The sequence below is a fragment of the Lysobacter capsici genome, assembly GCF_018732085.1.
Taxonomy (GTDB): domain Bacteria; phylum Pseudomonadota; class Gammaproteobacteria; order Xanthomonadales; family Xanthomonadaceae; genus Lysobacter; species Lysobacter capsici_A.
In genome coordinates this window covers 1,493,886-1,508,362 of sequence record NZ_CP076103.1, presented here as the reverse complement: position 1 = coordinate 1,508,362, position 14,477 = coordinate 1,493,886, and the positions used below count along the sequence as shown (strand labels likewise).

The 14,477-nt window shown below is 67.4% G+C and carries 15 protein-coding genes and 2 pseudogenes; 11 read left to right on the top strand and 6 right to left on the bottom strand.

Translation table 11 applies throughout. From position 1 onward, the window contains the following. The first annotated feature begins 134 nt into the window (after window positions 1-134). The 7 genes from hprK to ptsP all read left to right on the top strand — a co-directional run bounded on the left by hprK (window position 135) and on the right by ptsP (window position 5,924). The gene (gene hprK, locus KME82_RS06105; protein ID WP_036102310.1) at window positions 135-1,085 is read left to right on the top strand and encodes an HPr(Ser) kinase/phosphatase; all 951 of its coding nucleotides are present in this window, start codon (window positions 135-137) and stop codon (window positions 1,083-1,085) included. A gap of 95 nt (window positions 1,086-1,180) precedes the next feature. Beyond that, entirely contained in the window at window positions 1,181-2,047 is an 867-nt protein-coding gene (rapZ, locus tag KME82_RS06100; protein WP_036102735.1) for an RNase adapter RapZ, read from the top strand. Between the two features lie 255 nt (window positions 2,048-2,302). Continuing rightward, window positions 2,303-2,707 (top strand): hypothetical protein, encoded by a 405-nt coding sequence (locus KME82_RS06095; RefSeq protein WP_252255641.1) that lies wholly within the window; start codon window positions 2,303-2,305, stop codon window positions 2,705-2,707. Between the two features lie 82 nt (window positions 2,708-2,789). Next, window positions 2,790-3,068: a hypothetical protein gene (locus tag KME82_RS06090; protein WP_215497732.1), complete on the top strand. Its 279-nt coding sequence runs from the start codon at window positions 2,790-2,792 to the stop codon at window positions 3,066-3,068. A gap of 338 nt (window positions 3,069-3,406) precedes the next feature. Then, entirely contained in the window at window positions 3,407-3,799 is a 393-nt protein-coding gene (locus tag KME82_RS06085; RefSeq protein WP_215497731.1) for a PTS sugar transporter subunit IIA, read from the top strand. Between the two features lie 132 nt (window positions 3,800-3,931). Further along, the gene (locus tag KME82_RS06080; RefSeq protein ID WP_036102321.1) at window positions 3,932-4,201 is read left to right on the top strand and encodes an HPr family phosphocarrier protein; all 270 of its coding nucleotides are present in this window, start codon (window positions 3,932-3,934) and stop codon (window positions 4,199-4,201) included. Between the two features lie 13 nt (window positions 4,202-4,214). Then, complete coding sequence (gene ptsP / locus KME82_RS06075) at window positions 4,215-5,924, top strand: phosphoenolpyruvate--protein phosphotransferase (RefSeq protein WP_215497730.1); 1,710 nt, start codon at window positions 4,215-4,217, stop codon at window positions 5,922-5,924. A gap of 106 nt (window positions 5,925-6,030) precedes the next feature. Here ptsP and KME82_RS06070 read toward each other — a convergent pair whose 3' ends face one another. Next, window positions 6,031-7,260, bottom strand: coding sequence for a hypothetical protein (locus KME82_RS06070; RefSeq protein ID WP_215497729.1), 1,230 nt, complete (start codon window positions 7,258-7,260; stop codon window positions 6,031-6,033). Window positions 7,261-7,632: 372 nt separating this feature from the next. Here KME82_RS06070 and mgtE point away from each other — a divergent pair, with 372 nt between their 5' ends. Both mgtE and KME82_RS06060 read left to right on the top strand, forming a co-directional pair. Then, on the top strand, window positions 7,633-8,994 hold the full coding sequence (gene mgtE / locus KME82_RS06065; RefSeq protein ID WP_056117139.1) for a magnesium transporter: 1,362 nt from the start codon (window positions 7,633-7,635) through the stop codon (window positions 8,992-8,994). Between the two features lie 335 nt (window positions 8,995-9,329). Beyond that, window positions 9,330-10,022, top strand: a complete 693-nt coding sequence (locus tag KME82_RS06060) for a hypothetical protein (RefSeq protein WP_215497728.1) — start codon at window positions 9,330-9,332, stop codon at window positions 10,020-10,022. A gap of 55 nt (window positions 10,023-10,077) precedes the next feature. Here KME82_RS06060 and KME82_RS06055 read toward each other — a convergent pair whose 3' ends face one another. Beyond that, window positions 10,078-10,269: a hypothetical protein gene (locus tag KME82_RS06055; RefSeq protein WP_215497727.1), complete on the bottom strand. Its 192-nt coding sequence runs from the start codon at window positions 10,267-10,269 to the stop codon at window positions 10,078-10,080. Here KME82_RS06055 and KME82_RS06050 point away from each other — a divergent pair. Then, a complete protein-coding gene (locus KME82_RS06050; RefSeq protein WP_215497726.1) occupies window positions 10,268-10,996 on the top strand; it encodes a prolyl oligopeptidase family serine peptidase in 729 nt (242 codons plus the stop codon). The genes KME82_RS06055 and KME82_RS06050 overlap by 2 nt on opposite strands. A 237-nt stretch (window positions 10,997-11,233) precedes the next feature. On the opposite strand, the pseudogene KME82_RS06045 reads toward KME82_RS06050, so the two are convergent. The 4 genes and pseudogenes from KME82_RS06045 to KME82_RS06030 form a co-directional block, all read right to left on the bottom strand. Continuing rightward, window positions 11,234-11,443 (bottom strand): annotated as a pseudogene (locus KME82_RS06045) (alkylphosphonate utilization protein); the annotation flags it as partial. Window positions 11,444-11,491: 48 nt separating this feature from the next. Next, window positions 11,492-12,424, bottom strand: a complete 933-nt coding sequence (locus KME82_RS06040) for an aspartate carbamoyltransferase catalytic subunit (protein ID WP_215497725.1) — start codon at window positions 12,422-12,424, stop codon at window positions 11,492-11,494. A 16-nt stretch (window positions 12,425-12,440) separates the two neighbouring features. Then, the gene (gene ruvX / locus KME82_RS06035; RefSeq protein WP_215497724.1) at window positions 12,441-12,938 is read right to left on the bottom strand and encodes a Holliday junction resolvase RuvX; all 498 of its coding nucleotides are present in this window, start codon (window positions 12,936-12,938) and stop codon (window positions 12,441-12,443) included. After that, window positions 12,935-13,501, bottom strand: a complete 567-nt coding sequence (locus KME82_RS06030) for a YqgE/AlgH family protein (RefSeq protein WP_036102347.1) — start codon at window positions 13,499-13,501, stop codon at window positions 12,935-12,937. Before KME82_RS06030 ends, ruvX begins: the two co-directional genes overlap by 4 nt. Before the next feature lie 303 nt (window positions 13,502-13,804). On the opposite strand from KME82_RS06030, the pseudogene KME82_RS06025 reads away from it, so the two are divergent. After that, window positions 13,805-14,371 (top strand): annotated as a pseudogene (locus KME82_RS06025) (DNA-3-methyladenine glycosylase I); the annotation flags it as partial. Window positions 14,372-14,477: the final 106 nt, after the last annotated feature.

Sequence of the window (14,477 nt, the reverse complement as noted above, 5' to 3'; positions counted from 1 at the left end):
CCCCGCGCTGAGGTATCGACTCGACTTCGCCCCCCGGGCGCTCGCCCCCCCCCCTTTTACAAAGTGGGCAGCGCTAACGCATACGGGCAGCGCCCCAGTGCGACACCACCGCCCTTTGCTCGTAAACTTCCCCCATGAGCAAAAGCATCCGTGCAGGCGAACTGTTCGAACAGCAGCGCGACCGCCTGGCGCTGCGCTGGTTGGCCGGCCAACGCGGCGACGGGCGGCTGGTCGAGGCGGTTAATACGGTCGCGCGACGGCCGTCGCTGGCCGGTTATCTCAATGCGATCTACCCGAACAAGGTCCAGATCCTCGGCACCGAGGAGCTGACCTGGCTCGACGGGCTGGATTCGCGGCTGCGCTGGGAAACGATCGAGAAGATCATCCAGTTCCGGCCGCTGGCGCTGGTCATCAGCAAGGACCAGCCCTGCCCCGAGGACCTGCGCATCGCCGCGGAGGAAACCGACACGCCGCTGTGGGTGTCGCCGCGGCGCGGCCACGAGCTGCTCAATCACCTGCAATACCACCTGGCCCGTGCGCTGGCGCCACAGATCACCCTGCATGGCGTGTTCATGGAGATCTATTCGATCGGGGTGCTGATCACCGGCGAATCGGGATCGGGCAAGAGCGAACTGGCGCTGGAATTGGTGACGCGCGGGCATCGCCTCGTCGCCGACGACGCGCCCGAATTCACCCAGATCGCCCCCGACGTGCTCGACGGCACCTGCCCGGACATGCTGCAGGACCTGCTGGAAGTTCGCGGCCTGGGCGTGCTCAATATCCGCCAGATGTTCGGCGACACCGCGGTCAAGAACAACAAGTACCTGCGCCTGATCGTGCACCTGACCAAGCCGATGAGCGAACCGAAACCGGCCGGCATGGAGCGCCTCACCGGCGACAGCGGCCTGCGCCGGGTGCTCGATCTGGATGTGCCGATGATCACCCTGCCGGTCATGCCCGGCCGCAACCTCGCGGTGTTGACCGAAGCGGCCACGCGCCTGCACAGCCTGCGCATGAAAGGGCTCGACCCGGCCGCGGCCTTCATCGCACGGCACAGCAACTTCCTGGAGCGCGGCGAATCGTGAGCACGACCTCATCCCATGGCGCCGGTCCGCACGCGCCGACCGAACCGCAGCAGCGCGAGTCCGACGCGCTCGAACCCAGCCTGCTCGAACCGAGCATGTTCACCCTGGTGATCGTCAGCGGCATGTCCGGCTCGGGCAAGTCGGTGGCGCTCAACACCTTCGAGGACCTGGGCTTCTACTGCGTCGACAATCTGCCCGCCGAGTTGCTGCCGCAGTTCGTGCAGAACGTGATCAAGGCCGAGGACGGCATGCCGACCAAGCTCGCGGTCGGCATCGACGTGCGCAACCGCCACAGCGATCTGGCGAATATTCCCGAGTGGTTGTCGGCGGTCGGCGCGCTCGGCGCGGACCCGAAGCTGGTGTATTTCGAATCCAGCGACGCGGTGCTGCTCAAGCGCTACGCCGACACCCGCCGGCGCCATCCGCTGAGCCAGTTCGGACTGGCCCTGGCCGATGCGATCTCGCTCGAACGCCAGGTGCTCAAGCCGCTGCGACAGATCGCCGATGCGATCGTCGACACCAGCGAGCTCAACATCCATCAGCTGCGCCGCCACGTCATCACCGAATTCGGCCTCGGCGGCGAAGCGGGCATGTCGCTGCTGTTCGAATCCTTCGCCTACCGCCGCGGCGTGCCGGCCGATGCGGACTTCGTGTTCGACGCGCGGGCGTTGCCCAATCCGCACTGGAATCCGGCGCTGCGCCCGCTGTCGGGCCGCGACGGCGGCGTGCGCGACTACATGGAAGCGCAGGCCGACGTGAATCTGTACGTCGAGCAGATCAGCCAGTTCCTCGACACCTGGCTGCCGCGCCTGCAGGCCGACAGCACCCGCAGCTACGCGACCATCGCCTTCGGCTGCACCGGCGGCCGCCATCGCTCGGTGTATCTGGCCGAACGCCTGGCCGAGCACGCGCGCACGCGCGGCTGGAACGAAGTCGCGGTGCATCATCGCGAGCTGGATTGAGGTCAGGCGCAATCGCGCTGCCGCGATCGCGCTGTCTGCCCCATCGAGCGGATCACGCATATCGCCTGCACGGCGATGCGCGTAGTCATGCACGAACACGACGCCGGACTGAACCATCCGTAAGCCGGTTCGCGCATCGCACGGCTCGACTTACGAAATTTTCCCATCGCCATGCCGCGATGCTTGCATCCGTCCACGTAGGGTCGAATCGCACGGAGACCAATCTCCGGCCTTCCACCGCTACGGAGCCGCGACATGAACCCCATGACCCGCAGCCTCAGCCAGACACTGAGACCGCTACTGAGCCCCATGCTGCTCGCCGTTGCGACGCTGAGCCTGAGTGCGACCGCGTTCGCGCAGCACAGCCCGACCACCCCGCCCGGCACGTCGATGCAGCGCACCGAGCCGCCGGTCAACGACCAGCGCGGCGACAGCCGCACCCCGCCGGCGCCCAACGATGCGATCGGCCCGGCCACCTTCGCCGAACTCGACGCCAACGGCGACGGCAAGATCAGCCGCGACGAAGCCGCGCTCGACGCGCGCCTGGCCGCCAATTTCTCGATCCACGATCTCAACGGCGACGGCGCGCTGTCGCAGACCGAGTACCAGGCCGGGCAGAGCAAGCCGACCGAGCGCGGCAAGGTGGTCGACGAAAAATAAACCCGCGTCGTAAACCTGCCGCGACGCCCCGTCTCCCACACAGCGCTGATCCGATCAGCAAAGGATTCCGATGAACATTCCCATGCCCCGTCCACGCCCGCTCGCCGCGATCTTGAGCGCGTTGCTCGCCGCCGGATTGCTGAGCGCCTGCAACAAGCCCGCCGAGCCGACCGCCGCCGGCCCGGCCCCGAGCGACACGACGGCTCCGGCCACCACGCCGCCGGCCGACACCCCGCCGCCGGGCGAACTGCCGCCACCGGCCGACACCCCGCCCAACGACATGCCGCCGGCCAACCCGCAGCCCACCGATCCGAACGCACCGCCGCCGCCGGCCGACAGCCAGACGCCGCCCAAGCAGTAAGCAGCGGTCCGATCCACCCCACGGGCAGCCGCGCGGCTGCCCGTTTTTCGTGCCCGCCCCAACCACTCGCGAAATACCGCATGCGGGAAACCAAGCGGGATCGCGGGGCGCCGTCCCCATTGCGCACCCCATTGCGCATGACTCGCCTATCCAACCCGCGCGCATCCGACACGCTGTTCCAGTGGCGCAACAACGCCATCGGTTCGCCCGGAAATCCCGCAATCGCCACGCGCCACGGCGCATTCACCGGACCGGCGCCCGATCGAGAACGCGGCCGGACGCGCAAACGCCGCACAGGGAGCTTCCGGCCTGTCACCGTGCTCTGCTAAGTTGGAGCCATGTCCGTCGGCGTCCTTCTCATCACTCATTCCGGTATCGGCAGCGCGCTGCTGTCGGTCGCCCAACGCCTGTTGAATCCGCTGCCGCTGCGCACCGAGGCGCTGGAGGTGCCGTTCGACGCCGATCTGGACAGCCTGCTGCCGGCGGCGAGCGCGGCCCTGCGCCGGGTCGACGACGGCGACGGCGTGCTGGTGCTGACCGATCTGTACGGCGCCTCGCCGAGCAACCTGGCCGCGCGGGTCGCGCGCCTGGGCACGCCGGTGCGGCGCGTATCGGCCTTGAATCTGCCGATGCTGCTGCGGGTCATGAACTACGCCGAGCTCGAACTGGACCGATTGCCCGCGGTCGCCGCGGCCGGCGCCCGCAACGGTGTGATACTCGACGATGCCTGAGCGCAAGCCCCCCGATCACCACACCGCTGGAACCCCCTGTTTGGAAGACCTGAAACCGCACGACGCGACCGCGACAACGCACACCCGCACCGCCACGCACGATGCGTTTGACCATTGCCTGAGGACCCCGACATGATCGAACGCGAACTCACCGTTTCCAACCGACTGGGCCTGCACGCCCGCGCCACCGCCAAGCTGGTGCAGGTGCTGTCGGGTTTCCGCAGCAACGCCACGCTCACCGCCAAGGGCCGCGAGGTCAACGCCAAGAGCATCATGGGCGTGATGCTGCTCGCCGCCGGCCAGGGCACCCACGTCAAGCTGCGGGTCGAGGGCGAAGACGAAGCCAACGCCGCCGAGGCGGTCACGGCGCTGTTCGATCGTCGCTTCGACGAAGACAGCTGAGCCGGGGGCGCGCATGCGGCAGCTATTCCAAGGTCACGGCGCATCCAGAGGCAGCGCGCTCGGTCGCGCCCGGGTCCGCCTGCCGCACGCGCTGGAAGTCGCCGAGGAGCGCATCGGCGCCGATCAGGTCGAAACCGAACTCGCGCGCCTGCACACCGCCATCGACATCGTGCGCAGCGAGATGCACGCGCTGCGCGACCGCCTGCACGGCGCGCTCGCCCACGAAGTCGGCGAGTTCCTCGACCTGCACACGCTGCTGCTCGACGACCCCGAACTGCTGCAGGGCCTGGACGAACTGATCCGCACCGGCCACTACGCCGCCGATTACGCCCTGCGCCTGCAGCGCGACCGCATCGCCTCGGTGTTCGAGGCGATGGACGACGCGTATTTCCGCAGCCGCGTGGACGATATCGATCAGGTGATCGGGCGCATCCATGCGGCCTTGCATCGCCGCGATCACGATACCTCGGGGGTTGCCGGCGAGATTTTGGTCACCGACAACGTCGCCCCGGCCGAACTGGCGCAGTTGCAGGCGCAGGGGGTCATGGCGATCGTCACCGCCGCCGGCAGCACCCTGTCGCACAGCGCGATCCTGGCGCGCAGCCTGCATCTGCCGCTGATCGTCGGCACCGCGCACGCGCTGCTGAAGATCAACGACGGCGATGCGCTGGTGGTCGACGGCAGCACCGGCACGGTGATCCTGGAACCCAACGCCGAAGACCTGCGCGCGCACCGCGCACGCACCCGCGAGCTGGCGCGCGAACGCAAGCAACTGCACCGCCTGCGCCGCGAACCCACCCGCACCCTCGACGGCGTCGACATCAAGCTGTACGCCAACGCCGAATCGCGCGAGGACGTGGCTGAGGCGCATGCGCTCGGCGCGGCCGGCGTGGGCCTGTACCGCACCGAATTCCTGTTCCTGCAGCGCAACGAATTGCCCGACGAGGACGAACAGTTCCGCGTCTACCGCGACGTCGTGCTCGGCATGACCGGCCGCACCGTCACCATCCGCACCCTCGACCTGGGCGCCGACAAGGCCGACAAGACCGGCCTGGCGCTGCGCGACGAACCCAACCCGGCGCTGGGCGTGCGCGGCGTGCGCCTGTCGATGGCGCGCGAGGGCCTGCTCGAAACCCAGTTGCGCGCGATCCTGCGCGCCTCGGGCTACGGCCCGGTGCGGGTGCTGGTGCCGATGGTCAGCTCGACCGAGGAAGTGAGCACGGTCCGCAAGCTGCTCAAGAAAGTCGCCGCCGACCTGCGCAAGCAAGGCCACGAGATCGCCGAGCACACGCCGCTGGGCGCGATGATCGAAGTGCCGGCCGCGGCGATCGCCCTGCCCGGCTTCATCGGCCTGATCGATTTCCTGTCGATCGGCACCAACGACCTGGTCCAGTACCTGCTCGCGGTCGATCGCAACAACGAAGCGCTCAGCGATCTGTACACCCCGCTGCACCCCGCGGTGCTGCGGGTGATCCGCGACGTGATCCGGCTGGCCAAGGCGCGCGGCAAGCCGGTGGCGGTATGCGGCGAAATGGCCGGCGATTCCAACTTCGCGCCGCTGCTGCTGGCGCTGGGCCTGGAGGAATTCAGCCTGCATCCGGCGACCTTGCTGGAACTGCGCCGCGCGATCCGCGGCCTCGACCTGGAATCGCTGCGCAAGCGCGCACCCGCGCTGTTGCGGGCCAAGGACCGCGCGGGCATCGAAGCCTGGCTCAAGGCCTGAGCCCGCCGCCGCGCGATGCGCGCGGCCCTCGCACCACACACGACAACCGCCGCAAACGAAAACGGGCCCGAAGGCCCGTTTCCGCCGCATCCCCATACGTCGGCGCTTATTGCCAGGTCACGTTGAGATTGCTGAAGTACACCGAGTAATCGGCCTGGTCCATCGTGGCCTGGACCATGAAATAACCGGTATCGGCGGCCGGGAAGCCGTAACCCGGCGCGGTGAACAAGGTGTTGCCGTTGACCACGTCGCTGGCGACCTGGGCGATGACCATGCCGCTCGGGCTGATGCTGTGCACGGTGTAGCTGATCATGCCCGCGTCGGTGACGGCGATGCGGAAACGGTAGGTCTGGTTGCTGAGCAGGTTGCCCTGCCCGTTGCAGGCCGACAGGCTGTTGCCGGTGGGCCAGAACGCTTCGACCCGCACGTTGATGCCGCACGACGAGGCGCCGATGATGACGCCCAGCGCATGATGGTTGTTGGCCGGGTTGGATGCGTTGTCGATATTGCCCAGATCGATGTTCCAGTGCCCGTGCAGGCCGATCGCGATGTGATCGGTCTGGCCGGCGGCGAAATAGTCCGGGGTGAACAGATCGAAGGTCATGACCTGGGTGGTCTTGCCGGCCGGCTTGGTGGTCGAGTTGACGAACTTGTAGCCGTTGTAGCCGTTGCGGAACGAAGCGCCGCCCGGGCACGGGCCGCTGGGGCCGCAGCGCCGGGTCATGACGTGGCCGCCGGTAAAGGCCGGATAGCCGCCGAGGAACTGCGCGTTGACCGTCCAGCGGGGCACGTAGCCCTCGACGTGGTCGAAGCTCCAGCCATCGGCCATCAGCGTGTTCTTCTCGGTCTCGGAGATGGTGAACTTGTGCTGCAGATCGTTGTTGTTGCCATTGAACTTGGCCAGGCGATACAGCGGGACCATTCCGCCGAGCAACTGCGGCGCCAGATTGTCGACCAGCGACTTGGGATAGATGTAACCGGCGATGCCCTGGTAGGTGTAGCCGGCGCTGGTGACGTTGACCAGGTCCTGCGGGTATTGGTCGGGCGTGATGTAGACGTGCTCGGTGCTCGGCGCGCCCTTCCAGTAGCGGTGCAGCGGGATCGTATGCGCCTGCGGGGTCTGTTCGATGTAGAACGGCATGCCCTGGCTGGTGTAGCCGTTGGACAGCGAGGCATAGGACTCGGGGTAGTTGGTCGTATAGAGATAGTCGGTGATCGTCGGGTTGTAGGTCTGGTACACCCCGGCATACGACGGCCGCGGCACATACGCCGTCGCCGAGGCGAGCAGCGGAGCCCCGAGCAGCAAAGCGGCGGCGATCAACAAAAGCTTGTTCATGACATCGTCCTTAGGCAGTGATTCGAATCGGCGACCAGCCGGTCCGAGATGGATGAGCAGGTGTCTTCAATGACGGTGAACAACGGGGCGGTTCCCTCCCGGGCAAGGCCTCATCGGCGGCGCGCATCTGGGCTGCCTTACAAGACTCGGAAAAGCACGCCGGACCGGCTCATCGTTCGCGCACATGCAACCTGAAGCGCCCGACCACGACGCCCTGCGCGAGCCACATACGCGTCCGTGCGTCGTCACTGCGCATAGCGCGCCGGGCTTCTAGACTGGGCTTTGACAGCGGCACAAGAGATAATGGCGGGGTGATCGTCTGACCCCCGCCGGCTTCGTGGCCGCGTCCGTCACCCGCCAGGAAGTACCGCATTGGCCGAAGCCGTCCGCCACGACAAGACCGCACGTCAGCTGCGCCTGCTTTCCGACGCGCTCGACAGCGGTCGGCTGGGTCCGGTGCGGCGGCTGGTCAACACCCTGTCGCCGGCCGAGATCGGCAACCTGCTCGAATCGCTGCCGCCGGGCAAGCGCGTCATCGTCTGGGGCCTGGTCGATCCGGAGGACGACGGCGAGGTCCTGGTCCACGTCGGCGAGGAAGTGCGCGAGAGCCTGCTCGCGGACATGGACACCGACGAAATCGTCGCCGCGGTCGAAGACCTCGACATCGACGACCTGGCCGACCTGGTCGAAGACCTGCCCGACACGGTCATCGACGAAGTGCTCAAGTCGATGGATCGCGAGAACCGCGAGCGGCTCGAGCAAGTCCTGTCCTACCCGGAAGACACCGCCGGCCGCCTGATGAACCCGGACGTGGTGACGGTGCGCGCCGACACCACCATCGACGTGGTGCTGCGCTACCTGCGCCTGCGCGGCGAACTGCCCGAGCACACCGATCACCTGTACGTGGTCAGCCGCCGCCATCAATACCTGGGCCGCATCGCCCTGGCCGCGCTGCTCACCCACGAACCGGGCAGCGCGATCAACAAACTGATCGACGACGAACAACCCGCGATCGACGTCGGCGAAACCGCCAGCGAAGTCGCGCGCCAGTTCTCCGATCACGACTGGATCAGCGCCCCGGTCGTCGACGACAACAACATCCTGCTCGGCCGCATCACCATCGACGACGTGGTCGACATCATCCGCGAAGAGGCCGAACACCAGGCCCTCAGCGCGGCCGGCCTGGACGAGGACGAAGACCTGTTCAGCCCGGTGCGGCGCGCGTTCCGCCGTCGCCTGATCTGGCTGTCGATCAATCTATGCACCGCGTTCCTGGCCTCCAGCGTGGTCGGCCAGTTCGAAGACTCCATCGCCAAGCTGGTCGCGCTGGCCGCGCTGATGCCGATCGTCGCCGGCATGGGCGGCAACGCCGGCACCCAGGTGCTCGCGCTGATGATCCGCGGCCTCGCCCTGGGCCAGATCGGCGCCTCCAACCTCGGCGTGCTGCTGCGCAAGGAACTGGCGGTCGCGCTGATCAACGGCCTGGTGCTGGGCATCATCCTCGGCGTGGTCGTGCTGATCTGGTTCCGCCAGCCCGGCCTGTCGCTGGTGATCGGCGCCGCGCTGACCATCAACATGCTGACCGCCGCCGCCGGTGGCGTGCTGGTGCCGATCACCCTCAAGCGGCTGGGCTTCGACCCGGCGCTGGCCGGCGGCGTCATGCTGACCACGCTGACCGATGTGATGGGGTTCCTGAGCTTCCTGGGGTTGGCGACGTTGATCTTGTTGCATTGAAGCATCAGGCCCGGGTCGTAGGCGCATCGCGCAGTGTGCGATCCGCAACCGCTTGATCCTGGCCCGTCGCCTCCAAGCAGGTCATCTTCAAGCTCAGCATTTTCGAGCTCAGCATCTTTGAACTCGTAATCCCGAAACCGGTCATCCCCAAGCTCGTCATCCCCGCGAAGGCGGGGATCCAGGGCTTCATCCAGGCATGACGCTGAAGTCTCTGGATCCCCGCCTTCGCGGGGATGACGGTTGTGAGGGCGGCCGAACCATCGCCCCAACCCCAGCCGCTCATACCCGGACCGGCGGCATCGCCGCCCGCAAACCCGCGCACTAAGCTTGCGCGCATGTTTCAACCCGCAACCCTCGAACACGCCGTAGACCTCCAGGCACGCAGCTACGCGCTCCTGCGGTGGATGGCCGACGGCATCCAGCGCGGCTTCATCGCGTTCGAGGCCGCCCACGCCTATGCCGACGATCCGCGCGCGGCCGCCGCATGGATCGAACGCCACTACGCCGAATTCCCGCCCGAGGCGCGTCCGCAGCGCGAGCATTTGACGGAGTTCTGCAACCTGTTCGCCAGTTACCTAAGCGACGGCCATCGCCTGGTCGCCGAGCCGGCCCTGCGCCGGTATTCGCCGGATGCGCACTGCTTCTGCCAGATGTGCAGTTGGTTCATCCATGCACCGAGTCTGCGCTCGCGCCCGCTCAGCAACGGCGACCAGCGCCGCGCCGACCGACGCATGCGCGATTGCCTCGATGCACTGGCGCTCGAACACGAGCGCCTGCTCGAAGAATCGCAAGTCGGCACGCTGATGCGCGACGCCGAGGTGCGCGAAGCGCTGGCCCTGTACGCCTACACCGAAACCCTGCTGCGCCGTCTGCAAGGCTGGAGCGTCGAAAACGGCGTGCCGCTGGCGTTGTGGCGTCGTTTCGCCTGGAACGCGAACAGCGCGCCGAAGCGCAAGTTCCAACTCAGCGCCGAAGCGATCCTGGCGGCGCAGCAGCGGTTGCATGAACGTCTCGCCGCATTGACCTGAACCGGCCCGCATTGTTGCGAATCGTGGCGCCATCGTCCCAATGTGCAAGCGACGGTCAACCGGCCCGCGCTTGAATCGTTGACGGCTGCAACCGATGATGCGGACAGTCCGCCCGGAGGATGCCGATGCGCCGTTGCCGCCCGCTGCGATTCGCCGCCGCGCTGTTGTGGTCCGCTTCGATCGCGCTGATCGCCGCGTGCAGCCATGCGCCGTCGCGGCGAACCCCGCCTCCGGAGTCCTCCGCCATGACCGATTCACGCGAACACGGCCGTTTCCTGAGCCGCGAACTGGTCCTCGACCACGGCGTCGTGCATCGCTATCAGGTGTTCGTGCCCTCGCTCAAGGCCGGCGGCGAACGGCCCGCGTTGATCTTGTTCCTGCACGGCTCGGGCGAACGCGGCGACGACAACCGCAAGCAGGTCGCGGTCGGGCTCGGCCCGATCATCCGCGAACGCATGGACGACTTCCCGGCGATCGTGGTGTTCCCGCAGATGCACACCGACCAAATCGATGCCGACCGTTTCGCCGGCACCGCGCTGAAGATTCTCGACCGCGCCCAGGCCGAGTTCAACGCCGATCCCAAACGCATCGTGCTGACCGGCCTGTCGATGGGCGGTTATGCGAGCTACGAACTGGCCTTGATGCAACCCGAACGCTTCGCCGCGGTGGTGCCGATCTGCGGCGGCTACGACCCGCCGAAGGCCTACGACGCCGAACGCATCGCCGCACTGGGCGGCGCCTTGAGCCTGGACGCCGCCGCGCAGAAAATGCGCGGCATCCCGTTCTGGATTTTCCACGGTGCGCAGGACGACGTGGTCCCGCCGCGCTACTCGCGCGACATGAGCACCGCGCTCAAGCGCGCCGGCGCCGACGTGCGCTACACCGAATTCCCCGATGCCGACCACAATTCCTGGGACCCGGCGTATGCGACGGCGGAGTTGTGGCCGTGGGTGTTTGCGCAGCGCAAGCGGTGATGTCGGCCGGGGACTGAAAAGCAAATCCCCCTCGACCTCCCTTTTTCAAAGGGGGAAGTCTTCTCGGAAATCAGCTGTCACCGGGTAGCTTCACCGGCTCGACCGACGGACGTCTGCGACACACACCTGTAACCCGTGCTTGTCCTCCCCCTTTGAAAAAGGGGGATTGAGGGGGATTTGCTCCTGCCTTGCCTCGCCACGCGCAACCGCACGCAGGCGCGCCCCCACTCAAACCATTCAAGCCTTCTTCAAAAACTCAGTCCGCAACACCAGTCCCTTGACCTTGTCGACGTTGCACTCGATCTCGTCTTCCTCATCGGTCAGGCGGATGTTCTTGCACAGCGTGCCGCGCTTGAGCGTCACCGAGGTGCCTTTCACTTTCAGGTCCTTGATCAGCAGCACCGAATCGCCATCGGCGAGCACGGTGCCGTTGCTGTCTTTCACGATCATGTCGATATCCAGGTAAGCCGCCGCATCAACCCGACGCGACGAAAATCAGCCCTTGAGCAGGGTTTCCAGCACCGCCATGCGCACCGCCACGCCGTTGGCGACCTGGGTCAAGATCAACGACTGCGGGCCGTCGGCCACTTCATCGGTGATCTCGACTCCGCGGTTCATCGGCCCGGGATGCATCACCACCGCGTCGGCGGCGGCGCGGCGCAGGCGCGTCGCGGTCAGGCCGTAGTCGCGGTGGTAGTCGTCCAGCGAGGCGACTAGGCCTTCTTCCATGCGTTCACGCTGCAGACGCAGCATCATCACCGCGTCCACGCCATCGAGCGCGGCATCGAAATCCTGGGTGACCAAGCAGCCATCCAGGGTGCCGTCGTCGGGCAACAGCGCGGCCGGGCCGCACACGCGGATCTCGCCGGCGCCCAGGGCGCGCAGCGCCTGCAGGTCCGAACGCGCCACGCGCGAATGCTTGACGTCGCCGATCAGCGCCACGCGCAACGCGGAAAAATCCGCGCCCTTGGCCTGGCGCAGGGTCAGCATGTCGAGCAGGCCCTGGGTCGGATGCGCGCTGCGTCCGTCGCCGGCATTGACCAGGCAGGTGCCTTCGCGCGCCTGCTCGGCGAGCGCGGCGACCGCGCCGTCCTCGCGATGACGGATGACGAAACCGCGCACGCCCATCGCTTCGATGTTCTTGAGCGTGTCCAGCGCGGTCTCGCCCTTGCTGGTCGAGGAAGTGGAGGCGTCGAAGTTCAGCACATGCGCGCCGAGCTGCTGCGCGGCCAGCTGGAAACTCAGGCGGGTGCGCGTGGACGGTTCGAAAAACAACGTACACACCGCGATGCCGGCCAGCGCGCGGCTGTCGTAATGACCTTCGGCGAAGGCTTGCGCGCGGATCAACAAGGCGTCGAGCGATTCGCGCGTGCTGTCGCGCAGGCTCAGCAGATGGCGCGAACCGGCGGGGGAAACGGAGGAGTTCATGGGAGCGGGCTGTAAGTCAGGGCGGAAGCAGGTCGATATCGGTGGCGTCGCCGGGCGAAGCGGCCCAGCGCTCGACGATCACCGCCGCGGCCACCGCATCCAGCGCTTCGGCGTCGCGGCGGCGCTTGCGGCCTTCGGCGCGATCGGCGGCGAAACGGTGCGCGGCCTCGACCGAGCTGGAACGCTCGTCGACCATCACCACCGGCAGTTTGTAGCGCTGGCGCAATTGCCGGGCGAAGCTGAGCGCGCGCACGCGCGCGGGTTGATCGCCGCCTTCGAGCGTCATCGGGTCGCCGACGATCAAGCCATCGGGGCGCCATTCCTTGAGCACGCGATCAATCGCGCCCCAATCCGGGCCGCCACCGTGGACATCGATCACCGCCAGCGCACGCGCGCCATAGCCGAACGCGCTGCCCACCGCGACCCCGATCCGGCGCGCGCCGACATCGAATCCGAGCACCGTGCCGTCGCTGCGGATGGTCGATTGGCCCGAATGGCCAGGCTCGGAGCTCATGCGTGCCCGGCGTAATCGGCCAGATGCGCGAGGTCCACGCCGATGCGGCCGGCCGCGGCCTGCCAGCGCGCGTCCAGCGGCAGTTCGAACAGCAGCTCGGCGTCGGCCGGCGCGGTCAGCCAATCGTTCTCGGTGATTTCGTGTTCGAGCTGGCCCGAACCCCAGCCGGCGCACCCCAACGCGACCACGGCGTTGTCCGGGCCTTCGCCGGCGGCCATGGCTTCGAGGATGTCGCGCGAGGTGGTCAGGTACAGGCCGCTGCCGATGACCAGGGTCGAATCCCAGCGGGTGCCGCCGTCGTGCAGGACGAAGCCGCGCTCGGGATGAACCGGGCCGCCGGCGAGCACGACCTGCGCGCGCAGCGATTCGTCGCCGCCGTCCACGCCCATCTGTCCGAACACTTCGCCGAGCGTGTATTCCGACGGACGATTGACCACGATGCCCATGGCACCGTCGTCGTCGTGTTGGCAGATCAAGGCGACGCTGCGCGAAAAATTGGTATCGGCCAGCGCGGACAGCGCGATCAGGACCTGATTGGCAAGGGGCGTTGGCATCACGGGCATGCCCCATTCTAACGTGCCGGGCGCGGCTGCGGGCCGCGAAAACGGGTGCTGGCGCGCAGCTTGGGGTTCGGCCTCGGACCGATGTCCGCCGTGACGGGGTCGGTCCGGGCACGGCCGAATCCGGCCAGGCCTGGAAATATCTCGCCCGCGCGGCGCGTGAGCCGGCGTGAGCGGCCGGGGTCGGGCTTCGCGGCGATCCATGGCGGTCTACGGCCCATGGGTCCGCACGCCACTGGATTCGCCCGCGCGCCGCGCCGACAATCCAGTGCCGCGCCGGTTCGAGCGCGCTCCTTCGAGGCTTTCATGTCGGGCTACTGCAACATCGCCCCGAACCATCCCGTCCACGGCGAGTACCACGACCGCGAGTACGGTTTCCCGCAACGCGACGAATCAGACCTGTTCGAACGCCTGATCCTGGAAATCAACCAGGCCGGGCTGAGCTGGGAAACCATCCTGCGCAAGCGCGAGGGCTTCCGCCGCGCCTACGACGGTTTCGCGGTCGACAAGGTCGCCGCGTACGGACAGGCCGAGCGCCTGCGCCTGCTCGAGGACGCCGGCATCATCCGCAACCGGCTCAAGGTCGATGCGGCGATCCACAACGCCCAGGTGATCCAGGGCCTGCGCGCCAGCCACGGCGGCTTCGCGCAATGGCTGGACGCGCATCAACTGCTCGACGGCCGGCCGCGCGAGAAGGCCGACTGGATCAAGCTGTTCAAGAAGACCTTCCGTTTCACCGGCGGCGAGATCACCAACGAATTCCTGATGAGCCTGAGCTACCTGCCCGGCGCGCACCGCGAAAGTTGCCCGGCCTATCAGCGCATCGACAAGCTCAAGCCGTACTGGCGGCGTGCGCGGGAGCAGGCGGCGTCGCTGAAACCTGCTTCGAAGTCCGCGGGAACAACTGCGGGGAAAGCCGGCGACGCAAAGGCCGCGCCCGCCAAGGCCGTCAACAAAACTGTCGCCAACAAGAGCGTCA

What these genes read in the sequence shown, in the direction of transcription:
- hprK (WP_036102310.1), top strand. Translation starts at nt 135, where the DNA reads ATGAGCAAAAGCATCCGTGCAGGCGAACTGTTCGAACAGCAGCGCGAC.
- rapZ (WP_036102735.1), top strand. Translation starts at nt 1,181, where the DNA reads ATGTTCACCCTGGTGATCGTCAGCGGCATGTCCGGCTCGGGCAAGTCG.
- KME82_RS06095 (WP_252255641.1), top strand. Translation starts at nt 2,303, where the DNA reads ATGAACCCCATGACCCGCAGCCTCAGCCAGACACTGAGACCGCTACTG.
- KME82_RS06090 (WP_215497732.1), top strand. Translation starts at nt 2,790, where the DNA reads ATGCCCCGTCCACGCCCGCTCGCCGCGATCTTGAGCGCGTTGCTCGCC.
- KME82_RS06085 (WP_215497731.1), top strand. Translation starts at nt 3,407, where the DNA reads ATGTCCGTCGGCGTCCTTCTCATCACTCATTCCGGTATCGGCAGCGCG.
- KME82_RS06080 (WP_036102321.1), top strand. Translation starts at nt 3,932, where the DNA reads ATGATCGAACGCGAACTCACCGTTTCCAACCGACTGGGCCTGCACGCC.
- ptsP (WP_215497730.1), top strand. Translation starts at nt 4,215, where the DNA reads ATGCGGCAGCTATTCCAAGGTCACGGCGCATCCAGAGGCAGCGCGCTC.
- KME82_RS06070 (WP_215497729.1), bottom strand. Translation starts at nt 7,260, where the DNA reads ATGAACAAGCTTTTGTTGATCGCCGCCGCTTTGCTGCTCGGGGCTCCG.
- KME82_RS06060 (WP_215497728.1), top strand. Translation starts at nt 9,330, where the DNA reads ATGTTTCAACCCGCAACCCTCGAACACGCCGTAGACCTCCAGGCACGC.
- KME82_RS06050 (WP_215497726.1), top strand. Translation starts at nt 10,268, where the DNA reads ATGACCGATTCACGCGAACACGGCCGTTTCCTGAGCCGCGAACTGGTC.
- KME82_RS06055 (WP_215497727.1), bottom strand. Translation starts at nt 10,269, where the DNA reads ATGGCGGAGGACTCCGGAGGCGGGGTTCGCCGCGACGGCGCATGGCTG.
- KME82_RS06040 (WP_215497725.1), bottom strand. Translation starts at nt 12,424, where the DNA reads ATGAACTCCTCCGTTTCCCCCGCCGGTTCGCGCCATCTGCTGAGCCTG.
- ruvX (WP_215497724.1), bottom strand. Translation starts at nt 12,938, where the DNA reads ATGAGCTCCGAGCCTGGCCATTCGGGCCAATCGACCATCCGCAGCGAC.
- KME82_RS06030 (WP_036102347.1), bottom strand. Translation starts at nt 13,501, where the DNA reads ATGCCCGTGATGCCAACGCCCCTTGCCAATCAGGTCCTGATCGCGCTG.